Origin of the sequence: Kribbella voronezhensis, from assembly GCF_004365175.1 — a bacterium.
Classification (GTDB): Bacteria; Actinomycetota; Actinomycetes; order Propionibacteriales; family Kribbellaceae; genus Kribbella; species Kribbella voronezhensis.
In genome coordinates this window covers 303,566-316,282 of sequence record NZ_SOCE01000001.1, presented here as the reverse complement: position 1 = coordinate 316,282, position 12,717 = coordinate 303,566, and the positions used below count along the sequence as shown (strand labels likewise).

Below are 12,717 nucleotides of genomic sequence, written 5' to 3'. Positions count from 1 at the left end.
CATCCTGTCAGGACCGCGTCCGTCCGGACCACCCCCGCGTGGTCAGGAGTGTCGGCGGGATCGGCGAGAATGAGGGTGTGAAAGGGCGGAAGGACAGCGGGGTCGAAGATCGAAAGGACAGCTTGGTGAGCATCGAGGATCTGCGGTTCGACTCGGCCGGACTCATCGCCGCCGTGGTGCAGCAGCACGACACCCGCGAGGTGCTGATGGTCGGCTGGATGGACGCCGAAGCGGTCCGACGTACCGCCAGGACCGGCTGGAGCACGTTCTGGTCGCGCAGCCGCCAGGAGTACTGGGTGAAGGGCGAGACGAGCGGCCACCGCCAGCAGGTCAAGCAGATCCTGGTCGACTGCGACGCCGACACCCTGCTCGTCCTGGTCGACTCCGACGGCCCGGCCTGTCACACCGGCACCCGCAGCTGCTTCGAACACGGCGAGATCGAGGTCACCGCATGAGCGTGAACACCCCCGAGCTGGAGACGTTCCGCGAGTACGCGAAGGACCGCCGGGTGATCCCGGTGACCCGGCGCCTGCTGGCCGACGCCGAGACGCCGATCGGTGTCTACGGCAAGCTCGCCGCCGAGCGCGAGGGCACCTTCCTGCTGGAGTCGGCCGAGAACGGCGGCGTCTGGTCGCGGTACTCGTTCATCGGCGTCCGCTCGGCCGCGACCCTGACCGAGCGCGACGGCGAGGCCGTCTGGACCGGGAACCCGCCGGTCGGCCTGCCGCAGACCGGTGACCCGCTCAAGGCGCTCCGCGAGACCCTGGAGATCCTGCACACACCCCGGCTCCCCGGCCTGCCTCCGTTGACCGGCGGCATGGTCGGCTTCCTCGGGTACGACGCGGTCCGCCGGCTCGAGCGGTTGCCGGACACAACGACCGACGACCTCGGCCTGCCCGAGCTGACGTTCCTGTTCGCGACCGACCTGGCCGCGCTCGACCACGAGACCGGCGAGATCTGGCTGATCGCGAACGCGGTCAACTGGGACGACTCCGACGAGCGCGTCGACGAGTCGTACGCCGATGCCGTCCGCCGCCTCGACGCGATGGAGCGCGACCTCGCCCAGCCGACACCGTCGTACGTCGTGCAGGCCGATCGGCACGCGCTGCCGGATCCGCATCGGCAGCGGTCGAGCGCGGAGTACAGGGAGGCCGTCGAGACCGCCAAGGAGGAGATCCGGGCCGGCGAGGCGTTCCAGATCGTCGTCTCGCAGCGGTTCGAGCTGCAGACCAAGGCGAGCGCGCTGGACATCTACCGGGTGCTCCGCAGGTCCAACCCCAGCCCGTACATGTACCTCGTCCGCCTGGACGGCTTCGACATCGTCGGCTCCAGCCCGGAGGCACTGGTGAAGGTCACCGACAACAAGGTGATCCTGCACCCGATCGCCGGCACCCGCCCGCGCGGCGCGACGCCGGAGGAGGACCACGCGCTGGAGGAGGAGCTCAAGGCCGACGCCAAGGAGCGCGCCGAGCACCTGATGCTGGTCGACCTCGGGCGCAACGACGTCGGCAAGGTCTGTGTCCCGGGCAGCGTCGAGGTGATCGACTTCATGGACGTCCGCCGCTACAGCCACGTGATGCACCTCGAGTCGACCGTGACGGGCCGGCTGGCCGCGGGCAAGACCGCGTTCGACGCGCTCACCGCCGCCTTCCCGGCCGGCACGCTCTCGGGTGCGCCGAAGCCCCGCGCGATGGAGATCATCGACAAGCTCGAAGTCACCCGCCGCGGTGTGTACGGCGGTGTCGTCGGCTACCTCGACTTCGCCGGTGACGCCGACACGGCGATCGCCATCCGTACCGCGGTGCTTCGCGGCACCACCGCCTACGTCCAGGCCGGCGCGGGCATCGTGGCCGACTCCGACCCGGCCTCGGAAGACGCCGAATGCCGGACCAAGGCCGCCGCGGTCCTCAACGCCATCGCCGTCGCCGGAACGTTCGCCGAGATCTGATGCGCCCACAACGACTGGTCGACCTGCTGACGCTGGTAGCCCTTGTGCTGCTGGCCTTCTCGGGTTACCTGACCTGGTCGAAGGCCGACCCGGGCAGCGGCCGCCCGAAGGTGAACTTCAGCGGCTACACGGTTTCGCACGCCCCGGTGACCCTGGCTCTGGCAGCAGTGGTGGCCGTGATCATCACGAAGCTCGCCGGTACGGCGTTGCGCCGGGTGATCTCCGGCCTGCTGGTCTTCCTGGGTGCCGCCGCGATCGGGGTTGCCCTGCAGGTGCGGCCCAACGCCAACGAGTTGAGCAGGCTCCGGCCCGAGCTCAGCCAGGCGGTGACCGACCACGTCGTACTGAGCACCGGACCGGCTCCTTGGCTCGCGCTCGCGGGCGGTGTGGTGCTGTTCGCGGCCGGCGTGATCGCAGTACTGACCGCGCACAACTGGCGGCGTCCGACGGCGCGCTACGAGCGTGATCCAGCCGCGACACCGGCCGATCAGTGGAAGGCGATCGACGCGGGTGAGGACCCGACGATCTGAGTTCGGCGGGGTACCGCCACAATAGGACGGGACGACAACGAGGAGTGGCGCCAATGGTGGACAACACGACCGCGGATCAAGCGGCGACTTACGAGAGCGAAGAAGCTCACGCAGGCGGCCTGCACGGCAGTACTCCGGCGGCCTGGACCGCTGTGGTGATCGTGCTCGTCGGCTTCACCCTCGGCGCCATCGCGATGGTGATGGGCCCGAACTGGGTGTTGTTCTGGATCTCCGCCGCGATCGCCGTGGCCGGTGGTCTGGTCGGCAAGGTGATGCAGCTGCTCGGCTTCGGTGCCAAGTCCAGCGACCACCACTGACGGACGGACCACGACATGACGGTGCTTGACGACATTCTCGCCGGGGTCCGGGAGGACCTCGCGGAGCGCCAGGCGCGGGTCAGCCTGGACGACCTGAAGCTGGAAGCGCAGCGCAAGCCCGACGCCAAGGACCCGATGCCGGTGTTCCGGGGCGACGGGATCGCGATCATCGCCGAGGTGAAGCGGTCCAGCCCGTCCAAGGGCGCGCTGGCCGACATCGCCGATCCGGCGGCGCTGGCCTACGAGTACGCCGAGGGCGGTGCGGCAGCGATCAGCGTGCTGACCGAGCAGCGCCGGTTCGGCGGCAGCCTGGAAGACCTCCGCGCGGTCCGCGGCCGGGTCGACGTACCGGTGCTGCGCAAGGACTTCATCGTCTCCTCGTACCAGCTCTGGGAGGCGCGCGCGGCCGGCGCCGACATGGTGCTGCTGATCGCCGCCGCGCTGGAGCAGGAGGCACTGGTCTCGCTGATCGAGCGGGCCACGTCGATCGGCCTGACCCCGTTGGTGGAAGTGCACGACACCGAGGAGACCCTGCGTTCGGTGGACGCCGGGGCCCAGTTGATCGGGGTCAACAACCGCAACCTGAAGACCCTCGAGGTCGACCGGGACACCTTCGCCCGGGTCGCGCCGTCGATCCCGACCAACCTGGTCCGGGTGGCGGAGTCCGGGGTCCGCGGGCCGCATGATGTAATCGAGTTCGCGCGCGCCGGGGCCGATGTCGTCCTCGTCGGTGAAACCCTGGTGACCGGCCGCGATCCGCGCGCCTCGGTCGCCGATCTCGTCGCTGCGGGATCGCACCCCGCCATCCAGCAGCGTCACTAAGACGTCCGCGGTTTCCTCCACCCCGGTGGAGGAAACCGTGCACTGGAAGGCGATTGACCATGACTGCTGTGCTTCCTGACCAACTCGGGCACTTCGGCCGCTTCGGCGGCAGGTTCATGCCGGAGGCGCTGATCGCGCCGCTGGACGAGCTCACGAAGGCCTGGCAGGAGGCGATGGCGGACCCGGCGTTCACCGACACCTTCGAGCGGATGCTCCGCGAGTACGCCGGTACGCCGAGCCTGCTCTACGACGCGACCCGGCTGTCCGAGGTCGCCGGCGCCCGGATCCTGCTCAAGCGCGAGGACCTGAACCACACCGGCGCGCACAAGATCCGCAACGTGCTCGGCCAGGCCCTGCTCACCAAGCGGATGGGCAAGACCCGGGTGATCGCCGAGACCGGCGCCGGCCAGCACGGCGTCGCGACGGCCACCGCCTGCGCGTACCTGGATCTCGACTGCGTCGTCTACATGGGCGAGGTCGACACCGAGCGGCAGGCGCTGAACGTGGCCCGGATGAAGCTGCTCGGCGCCGAGGTGATCCCGGTCAAGACCGGCAGCCGGACGCTGAAGGACGCCATCAACGAGGCCCTGCGCGACTGGGTCGCCAGCGTCGACAACACCCACTACCTGCTCGGTACGGCGGCCGGCGGCCACCCGTTCCCGGCCATGGTCCGCGACTTCGTGCGAGGCATCGGCGACGAGGCCCGCGCGCAGTCGCTGGAGCTCCTCGGCCGCCTGCCCGACGCGGCGATCGCCTGTGTCGGTGGCGGTTCGAACGCGATCGGCCTGTTCGCCGCGTTCGTCCCCGATGTGGACGTGAAGCTGTTCGGCATCGAGGCCGGCGGCGACGGCTACGAGACCGGCCGGCACGCCGCGACCATCACGGCCGGCCAGATCGGCGTACTGCACGGCGCCCGGTCCTACCTGTTGCAGGACGAGGACGGGCAGACGATCGAGTCGCACTCGATCTCGGCCGGTCTGGACTACCCGGGCGTCGGCCCGGAGCACTCGTGGCTGGCGGAGACCGGGCGCGCGGCGTACCGGCCGGTGTCGGACGCGGACGCGATGGAGGCGTTCCGGCTGCTGGCCCGGACCGAAGGGATCATCCCGGCGATCGAGTCGGCGCACGCGATCGCGGGCACGCTGGAGATCGCCAAGGAGCTCGGCCCGGAGGCGACCCTGCTGGTCTGCCTGTCCGGCCGCGGCGACAAGGACATGGACACCGCCGGCACCTGGTTCGGCCTGATCGACGCAGAGGGCAGCAAATGAGCGAGTTGGTTGCCGTCGGCAACGCAGGGGCGGCGATCCGGAAGGCCAACGACGAAGGCCGGGCCGGGCTGGTCGCGTACCTGCCGGCCGGCTACCCGACCATCGCGGGCGGGGTCGACGCGATCAAGGCGCTGGTCGACGGCGGTGCCGACGTGATCGAGATCGGCCTGCCGTACAGCGACCCGGTGATGGACGGTGTGACGATCCAGCGCGCCGCCGAGATCGCGCTCGCGCAGGGACTGCGCACGCGCGACGTGCTCAGCACGGTCGAGCAGGTCGCCTCGTACTCCGCGGTGCCGGTGCTCGTGATGACGTACTGGAACCCGATCGAGCGGTACGGCGTGGACCGGTTCGCCGCGGATCTCGCGGCCGCCGGGGGAGCGGGCCTGATCACGCCCGACCTGATCCCCGAGGAGGGCGCCGAGTGGATCGCGGCGGCCGACAAGAACGACCTGGACAAGGTGTTCCTGGTCTCGCCGTCCTCGACCGACGACCGGATCGCGCTGACCACGGCGAACTGCCGCGGCTTCGTCTACGCCACCGCTGTGATGGGTGTCACCGGTGCGCGTGAGCAGGCCTCCGACCTGGCCGCGCCGCTGGTCGCCCGGACCAAGGCGGCGACCGGGATCCCGGTCGGGGTCGGTCTGGGGGTGTCCAACGGGGACCAGGCGGCGGGCGTCGCGGCGTACGCCGATGCGGTGATCGTCGGCTCGGCTTTCGTGAAGGCGCTCGACGCAGGCGGGCCTGCCGGCGTACGGGAACTGACCGAAAGCCTGGCCGAAGGCGTCCGGCGGGAACCCCGCACCTTCGCCAACCGTTAGTCCCGCTGTGAGTCGAAACCGGAACGCGGCCATCTTCTTCGCCGCGGTGGCTCTGCTTGCCCTGGTGGGCTGCAGTGGCGGTCAGAAGCAGACGGCGGACAACCCTGGCGGAGCGATCATCCGTACGCCGGCCGGGGACCCGAACGGGTTGCGTGGGGCAACGCTGGACCGGCCGTACGCGTTGCCGGCCAAGTCGCTGACCGATACCGACGGCAACGAGTTCAACCTGGTCACCTCGACGAAGAAGCCGGTCACGCTGGTGTTCTTCGGCTACACGAACTGCCCGGACGTCTGCCCGACCGTCATGGCCGACGTGGCGTCCGCGCTGACCAAGCTGGACGAGCCGGTTCGCAAGCAGGTCCAGATGCTGTTCATCACCACGGACCCGGCGCGCGACACCGGGCCGGTGATCCGCAAGTATCTGGACCGCTTCGACCCGTCGTTCACCGGGCTGACCGGGACGTTGCCGGAGATCAAGGAGATCGCGAAGGCGGTCGGCGTACCGGTCGAAGGGATGCAGAAGCTGCCCTCGGGTGGGTACGAGGTCGGCCACGGCGCGCAGGTGATCGGGTTCGGGGCGAACGACAAGGCCAACGTGCTGTGGTTGTCGAACGCGTCGATCGGTGACCTGTCGCACGACTTCGGCAAGCTCGTAGCGGACAACCAGTGAAGGTCTGGCTGTCCCTGGTCGCCCGGCTGGTTCTGGGCGGCGTCATGGTGGTGGCCGGCGCGCTCAAGGTGGCCGATCCGGAGACGGCGACCCAGGCTGTGCGCGCTTACGACTTGCTGCCCGCTTCGCTGGACGCGCCCGTCGGGTTGATCCTGCCGTTCCTGGAGATCGCGATCGGGCTGTTGCTGATCGTCGGTTTCGGTGTCCGCTGGGCGGCCTTCGCCGCCGGTGTCTTCCTGGTGATCTTCATCGCCGCGGTGTCCTCCGCCTGGGCTCGTGGTCTCGCGATCGACTGCGGCTGCTTCGGCGGTGGCGGTCAGGTCGCACCCGGCCAGACGAAGTACCTGCAGGAGATCCTGCGGGACGTCGGACTGCTGGCGCTCGCGGGGTGGCTGTGGTTCACCCCGCAGAGCAAGTTCGCACTCGAACCGTCTACAGGAGTCGTCGCGCTGTGAGTAACCCGTTGTTGCAGGAGAGGCGCCGGCGGATCTCGCCCGGCATCGTCGTGGTCGTCGTGCTGGTGCTCGCCATCGTCGCCGCGGTCGGGGTCGACTACTGGCGCAAGCACTCCAAGGTCGAGGTGACCGCGAACGGCCGGCCCGAGCCCGCCGTGATCACCGGCCCCGGCACCGACGGCAAGGGCATCACCGTCGGCAAGACCGGCGCCAAGTCGAACATCGAGCTGTACCTCGACTTCCGCTGCCCGCACTGCGAGGAGTTCGAGACCGCGACCGGTGCGACGCTGGACAAGCTGGTCGAGGACGGGACGGCGACCATCACCTACTGGCCGCTGGCGTTCGTGAGCCCGGAGGACTCGCCACGGCTGGCCAACGCGTTCGCCGCGTCGGCCGCGAACGGCAAGGCGCTCAGCTTCGTCGACGCGATCTACGGCGACTTCTCCAAGGCCTGGACCACCGACCAGCTGATGCAGCTCGGCACGCAACTGGGGATCAACGACGCGAAGTACCAGGCCGCGGTGAACGGCAACAGCTACGCCGGCTGGCTCGACTCGGTCTCGAACGCGTCGAACGACCGCAAGGTCACCGGTACGCCGACGGTGTTCGTGAACGGCAAGCAGCTCGATGCCGGCAAGTTGACACCGGACGGCATCAAGGCGGCAGTCGAGTCTTCATCGTGACCGGCTCTCGGTGGTCGCGCCGGGAGCGGTCGAGTAGCGTTCGTGCTTGCCATGACTAGTCAGCTCCCCGCCGTGGTCGTACCGGCGTTCATCCCCAGTCCCAGCCAGGGCGTCTGGCACCTCGGCCCGTTGCCGTTGCGTGCGTACGCCATCTGCATCCTGATCGGCATCTTCGCCGGTTACTGGCTCGGCCGGAAGCGCTGGGTCGCCCGGGGCGGCTCGCCCGAGGTGCTCGCCGACATCATCATGTGGGCGGTGCCGTTCGGGCTGGTCGGGGCACGGATCTACCACGTGATCACCGACAACGAGCTGTACTTCGGCGAAGGCAAGCACCCGATCGACGCGCTGAAGATCTGGCACGGCGGGCTGGGCATCTGGGGCGCGGTCGCCTTCGGCGCGCTCGGCGCCTGGATCGCCTGCCGGCGGCACAAGGTGCCGTTCCTGGCGGTCGCGGACGTGATGGCGCCGGGGATCGCGCTCGCCCAGGTGGTCGGCCGGTTCGGCAACTACTTCAACCAGGAGCTCTTCGGCAAGCCGACGACGCACTGGTGGGGTCTGAAGATCGACGTGGCGCACCGGCCGGAAGGGTACGTCGACTTCGCCACCTTCCACCCGACCTTCCTGTACGAGGCGATCTGGAACCTGGCCGTGGTGGCGCTGGTGATCGTGGTCGACAAGCGCTACAAACTCGGCCACGGCCGCGCCTTCGCCCTGTACGTCGCCGGTTACACCGCAGGCCGCGCCTGGATCGAGAACCTGCGCATCGACACCGTCAACCACTTCGCCGGCCTCCGGCTGAACGTGTGGACAGCACTCATCCTGTTCGTCCTCGCCGTCGCCTACTTCGTCATCACCACCCGCACCAACCCCGGCCAGGAAGACGTCACCTCCCCAGCCCCGACCCCGGACGCGCCCGCCGAAGACGACGTACCGGCTGAGGAGCCGGTGATCACCCCGAAGGTCGACGCGAAGGTCGGTGCGGCACCCACCGACGACTCCCCGACGAGCGTCTCCGGCGCGACCACGAGCGTCTCCGGCGCGAGCACGAGCGTCTCCGCCGGGCCGGCAAGCGCTTCTGGCGCGGGGACGGGTGTGGAGCCGGCGAGTGCCTCTGGCGCGGGTGCGGGGTCGGCGAGCGCCGCTGGCGCGGCTCCGGCGGCTGCGGCTCCGGCGGCTGCGACACCGGGGGCGGCGTCCGGCGCCACCCCGTCTGGCGGCGAGACGGCCGTCCAGCCGTCTTCGGAGGGTTCGTCGAAGGCTGACGGGGATCGTGACTGACGCTCAGGTTTCTGCGGAGCATTCGGGGGATCACACCCATCGGGATGTGACCGGTGGGTGGTTGCGGCCGGCCGTGTTCGGGGCGATGGATGGGCTGGTGTCGAACTTCGCGCTGATCGCGGGGATGGACGGCGGCACCGAGTCGGGTTCGAAGTTCATCATCCTCGCCGGCCTGGCCGGGCTCGCGGCGGGCGCGTTCTCGATGGCGGCGGGGGAGTACACCTCGGTCGCCTCCCAGCGCGAACTCGCCCGCGCCGAGATCGAGGTCGAGCGGCGCGAGATCCAGCGCCACCCCGGCGACGAGGAGCGCGAGCTGTCCGCGACGTACCAGCAGAAGGGTCTCGACCCCGACCTGGCCGACCAGGTCGCCAAACAGTTCCACGCGAACCCGGACCAGGCGCTGGAAGAGCACGTCCGCGAGGAACTCGGCATCGACCTCAACGACCTGCCCTCACCGGTGGTGGCGGCCGCCTCGTCGTTCATCTGCTTCGCCGTCGGCGCCATGGTCCCGCTCCTGCCGTACCTGCTTGGTGCCGGCAACGTGATCCCCGCGCTGATCATGTCGCTCACCGCCCTCTTCATCTGCGGTGCCGTCGTGAGCCGCGTGACCAGCCGCACCTGGTGGTACTCCGGCCTCCGCCAACTCCTCCTCGGCGGCGCCGCCGCGGCCCTCACCTACGCCGTCGGCACCCTCGTCGGCCCAGGCGCCGGCTGACCCACCCGCGACTAGGGTCGGTGGATGTTCCCGCCCCAGACCGACGAGCAACCCGAGACCTATCTCGAGAGCATCGGCACGATCTTCGCCCGCTTCGGCGCCGACACGCAGGACTCGGGCAACATCTCGTACGGCGTGGCTGCCGGCGACCAGCGCTACTTCTTCAAGACAGCCGGGATCCCATCGGACACCGCGCCGTACTTCGACTTCGAGGGCCGTCAGCAGCTTCTCCGCACCGCTGCACGGCTCGCCGAATCCGTCGTCCACCCTGCGCTGCCCACCTTCCATGGCGTGATCGAGTCACCGGGCGGCCCGGTGCTGAGCTACGAATGGCGCGACGGCGAGCACCTGCGCGCCGTACGGGACCACCGCGAGGACCCGACCACCGCCTACCAGCGCTTCCGCGCCCTCCCGACGGACGAGCTCCTCACCGCCCTGGACCAGGTGTTCGACCTGCACGCCGGGCTGACCGCCGCCGGGTGGGTCGAAGGGGACTTCTACGACGGCTCACTGATCTACGACTTCGCCCGGCGCCGATTGACCGTGATGGACCTCGACAGCTACCGCTTCGGTCCCTATCGCAACGACATGGGCCGCATGTTCGGCTCGAGCCGCTTCATGGCACCCGAGCAGTTCTCCCTCGGCGCTCCCATCGACGATCGCACCACCGCCTTCGTGATGGCCCGGACCGGCCTCGTCTTCCTCTCCGACGGCACTCTCAACCGCTCTTCCTGCCGGGCGACCGACGCCCAGTACGCCGTACTCCAGGAAGCCGTCACGACTCGGTACCCCAGCTACACCGCGTTCTACGACGCCTGGCGAGAAGCCTCGTAGGCGGGTCGCTCGACGTCGAGGCGAGTGATCAGGAACTGGCCGGCGCGGTCGAGAGCTTCGTCGGCCTCGTCGAGGTTGCCTGCGAGGAGCTGGAAGACGTGCGGTACTCCGGCGACGATCTCGAGGCTGACGTCGACCTCGCTCTCGGCTGCTCGGGCGGCCAGCCGCACCGAGTCGTCGAGCAGCACCTCGTACGAGCCGACCTGGATCAGCAGCGGCGGCAGCCCGGTCAGGTCCGCGAAGGCTGGGCTGACCAGTTCGTGGAGAGGGTCCCGACCTGCCAGGTACTGATCGGCGTACCACTGCACCTGGTCGCGGTCGAAAATCGGGTCCAGCTGGGCCCGAGCGTCCATGCTCGCACCGGACAGCGACAGGTCGGTCCACGGCGAGAAGAGGACCGCGCCGGCGGGTTGCGGCAGGCCGTCGCGGCGTGCCGAGAGCAGCACAGCGAGCACGAGTCCGCCGCCCGCCGAGTCGCCTGCGAGGACGATGTCGCTCGCCCGCGTGCCGCCGTCGAGCAGCGCGCGGTAGGCGGCGTACGCGTCGTCGACGGCGGCCGGGAAGGGGGCCTCGGGAGCTAGCCGGTAGTCCAGCGAAACAGCCGGGGTGCCGACGCGGCGGGCGAGTGCGGTCGCCAGGAAGGTTCCCGTGTTCGCCGAACCCACCACATAGCCGCCGCCGTGCAGATACAGGATCAGGCCTGGACGGTCGCTGCCTTCGACCGCGATGTCGATGGCCTCGACCCCACCCAGCGTGGTGGGACGCAGGGTGACACCCTCGCCCAGCTCGGGGTCCTTGAACTGACTGTCGAACGAAGTCCGCTGACCGGCCGTCGTCCGGTCCTCCGACTGCGGCGCGTTGTGCATCAGCTCGATGATCATGGCGCGTTGTTCGTGACTCATACCAACCTCCGGGGGAGTTGTCTGCGAGGATGGATTCCGAGGAATCCACTTCCTCTTAACTACATTCCTTGGAAGCTAATTCCCGAGAAGGTGGATTTTTCTGGTGACCGATCTCGCGGCGCTGTTCACGGACCTCGTCCGGCTGGAGACGCGGCTCTACAACGCGATCGACACCCGGCTGCGCGCGGACCACGAAGTCCCGCTCGGTCAGTACGAGTTCCTGCGCTACATCGACAGCCAGGGGAGCTGTCGCGTCTACGATCTGGCGCGCGAGATGGCCATCACGGTCGGCGCGACCAGCAAGGCGGTGGACCGGCTCGAGGCGGCGGGCCGCGTACGCCGTACCGCGAACCCCGACGACCGCCGGTCGTCCCTGCTCACGCTCACCGCCGCCGGTCAGGATCTGCTCGCGGCGGCCACTCCGACCTTCGAAGACGAGCTCGCCACCTGGATCGGCTCGGTCCTGCCGGCCGAGAACGTCGACCACCTCGCGACGATGCTCTCCATGCTCCGCCAGCGCGCCGAGGTCGACGGACGAACAGCCCGCGCTGAGTACACCTGATCACACCGAGGCAGTGGCGCTGCTAGCGAACAGTCCGGCCACGGTCCGCTGGGCAGGCCTCGGCAACCAGGTCGCCGAGCCTGATCAAGCGATCCAGGTGGTCGCCGGGGTCGGACTGGGTCAGGGACCAGGCCGCTCGGGAGGCGGCTGTGTAGGCGGCGGCGAGGACTGCGCCACGGCGTACGGCGTGCGGGTTGTCGGGTGCGAAGGCGGCGAGGAGGTCGTCGAAGGGAACGTCGACCGCGAGGAGCAGGTAGCCGAGGTCGAAGCCGGTGGGGCCGAGGCCGAACTGCTCCCAGTCGACGGCGATCACGTCGTCGCCGTCGCGGCCGAGCAGGTTGCCCGGGTGCGCATCCCCGTGCGTGGGGACTCGCGGCAGGGCGTCCAGTTCCGCGAGCGCGGCGTCACGCCGTACCCAGAGTTCCTGTACTGCGTGGCGCAGGTCGCTGGGCAGCTCGGCGTCGGACAGCGCGGACCAGCCGCCGCGGCCGGTGACCGTGGTCAACCGGTCGCGAAGCACATCGCGCGCACCCCACGAGGGTTCCGCGACATGGGCTCGGGCGAAGCGTCCGAGGGCCGCCGCCAAGGCAAGCGGGTCCGGGGCCGACGTGGGGTCATCCGGCCGCACGTGGGCGGTCCAGATCGTCGCGCCCTCGTCATCCCACTCCACCTTGTGGCAGGCAGGGGAGCGGAGGCCGGGTGTTGCCGCCACCAAGTCGGATTCGGCGAGGAGCGGCTGGCGCCGCCAGTACGCGTGATGGCGCCGGTCCTCGACACCGGGCGCGAGGCGTTTGACCACCCACTGATCCGGTGTGAGCCACACACCGGCGTTCGACTGGCCGGTGCCGGAGGTGAGCGGTCGCCAGCTGGCGGGAGGGGTCCAGGTCATGGCTCACGACTACCACGACGGCA

16 protein-coding genes are annotated in these 12,717 nt (G+C 69.7%); 14 read left to right on the top strand and 2 right to left on the bottom strand.

All coding sequences use genetic code 11. The annotated features are described in order from the left end of the window. The first annotated feature begins 125 nt into the window (after nucleotides 1-125). From hisI to EV138_RS01365, 13 genes are read left to right on the top strand one after another with little or no spacing between them, the layout of a single operon-like run. Nucleotides 126-455, top strand: coding sequence for a phosphoribosyl-AMP cyclohydrolase (gene hisI, locus EV138_RS01425; RefSeq protein WP_133976657.1), 330 nt, complete (start codon nucleotides 126-128; stop codon nucleotides 453-455). After that, the gene (locus tag EV138_RS01420; RefSeq protein WP_202866589.1) at nucleotides 452-1,948 is read left to right on the top strand and encodes an anthranilate synthase component I; all 1,497 of its coding nucleotides are present in this window, start codon (nucleotides 452-454) and stop codon (nucleotides 1,946-1,948) included. The genes hisI and EV138_RS01420 overlap by 4 nt, the downstream gene beginning before the upstream one ends. Further along, complete coding sequence (locus EV138_RS01415; protein ID WP_133976656.1) at nucleotides 1,948-2,478, top strand: Trp biosynthesis-associated membrane protein; 531 nt, start codon at nucleotides 1,948-1,950, stop codon at nucleotides 2,476-2,478. Before EV138_RS01420 ends, EV138_RS01415 begins: the two co-directional genes overlap by 1 nt. Nucleotides 2,479-2,531: 53 nt before the next feature. Further along, nucleotides 2,532-2,795, top strand: coding sequence for an HGxxPAAW family protein (locus EV138_RS01410; RefSeq protein ID WP_232828300.1), 264 nt, complete (start codon nucleotides 2,532-2,534; stop codon nucleotides 2,793-2,795). A 15-nt stretch (nucleotides 2,796-2,810) separates the two neighbouring features. Continuing rightward, entirely contained in the window at nucleotides 2,811-3,617 is an 807-nt protein-coding gene (trpC, locus tag EV138_RS01405) for an indole-3-glycerol phosphate synthase TrpC (RefSeq protein WP_112240824.1), read from the top strand. A gap of 59 nt (nucleotides 3,618-3,676) precedes the next feature. Continuing rightward, nucleotides 3,677-4,885 (top strand): tryptophan synthase subunit beta, encoded by a 1,209-nt coding sequence (trpB, locus tag EV138_RS01400; RefSeq protein WP_133976655.1) that lies wholly within the window; start codon nucleotides 3,677-3,679, stop codon nucleotides 4,883-4,885. Continuing rightward, nucleotides 4,882-5,706: a tryptophan synthase subunit alpha gene (gene trpA, locus EV138_RS01395; protein ID WP_133976654.1), complete on the top strand. Its 825-nt coding sequence runs from the start codon at nucleotides 4,882-4,884 to the stop codon at nucleotides 5,704-5,706. Before trpB ends, trpA begins: the two co-directional genes overlap by 4 nt. Nucleotides 5,707-5,713: 7 nt before the next feature. Then, on the top strand, nucleotides 5,714-6,376 hold the full coding sequence (locus EV138_RS01390; protein ID WP_133976653.1) for an SCO family protein: 663 nt from the start codon (nucleotides 5,714-5,716) through the stop codon (nucleotides 6,374-6,376). Further along, nucleotides 6,373-6,831, top strand: coding sequence for a MauE/DoxX family redox-associated membrane protein (locus EV138_RS01385; protein WP_133976652.1), 459 nt, complete (start codon nucleotides 6,373-6,375; stop codon nucleotides 6,829-6,831). Before EV138_RS01390 ends, EV138_RS01385 begins: the two co-directional genes overlap by 4 nt. Continuing rightward, on the top strand, nucleotides 6,828-7,514 hold the full coding sequence (locus EV138_RS01380) for a DsbA family protein (RefSeq protein WP_238157900.1): 687 nt from the start codon (nucleotides 6,828-6,830) through the stop codon (nucleotides 7,512-7,514). The genes EV138_RS01385 and EV138_RS01380 overlap by 4 nt, the downstream gene beginning before the upstream one ends. Before the next feature lie 51 nt (nucleotides 7,515-7,565). Then, complete coding sequence (gene lgt, locus EV138_RS01375; RefSeq protein WP_133976650.1) at nucleotides 7,566-8,792, top strand: prolipoprotein diacylglyceryl transferase; 1,227 nt, start codon at nucleotides 7,566-7,568, stop codon at nucleotides 8,790-8,792. Next, nucleotides 8,785-9,507 (top strand): VIT1/CCC1 transporter family protein, encoded by a 723-nt coding sequence (locus tag EV138_RS01370; protein WP_238157899.1) that lies wholly within the window; start codon nucleotides 8,785-8,787, stop codon nucleotides 9,505-9,507. Before lgt ends, EV138_RS01370 begins: the two co-directional genes overlap by 8 nt. 24 nt (nucleotides 9,508-9,531) lie before the next feature. Further along, nucleotides 9,532-10,341, top strand: a complete 810-nt coding sequence (locus EV138_RS01365) for a protein kinase family protein (protein WP_133976649.1) — start codon at nucleotides 9,532-9,534, stop codon at nucleotides 10,339-10,341. Here the strand turns inward: EV138_RS01365 and EV138_RS01360 are convergent. Next, nucleotides 10,314-11,243, bottom strand: a complete 930-nt coding sequence (locus EV138_RS01360) for an alpha/beta hydrolase (protein WP_133976648.1) — start codon at nucleotides 11,241-11,243, stop codon at nucleotides 10,314-10,316. The two genes, EV138_RS01365 and EV138_RS01360, sit on opposite strands and share 28 nt — an antisense overlap. A 103-nt stretch (nucleotides 11,244-11,346) precedes the next feature. Between EV138_RS01360 and EV138_RS01355 the strand changes: the two genes are divergently transcribed. Then, nucleotides 11,347-11,805, top strand: coding sequence for a MarR family winged helix-turn-helix transcriptional regulator (locus EV138_RS01355; protein ID WP_133976647.1), 459 nt, complete (start codon nucleotides 11,347-11,349; stop codon nucleotides 11,803-11,805). Nucleotides 11,806-11,827: 22 nt separating this feature from the next. On the opposite strand, the gene EV138_RS01350 is transcribed toward EV138_RS01355, so the two are convergent. After that, nucleotides 11,828-12,694 carry an aminoglycoside phosphotransferase family protein gene (locus EV138_RS01350; RefSeq protein ID WP_133976646.1) on the bottom strand — a complete coding sequence of 289 codons (867 nt, stop codon included), beginning with the start codon at nucleotides 12,692-12,694 and terminating at the stop codon, nucleotides 11,828-11,830. Nucleotides 12,695-12,717 lie beyond the last annotated feature (23 nt).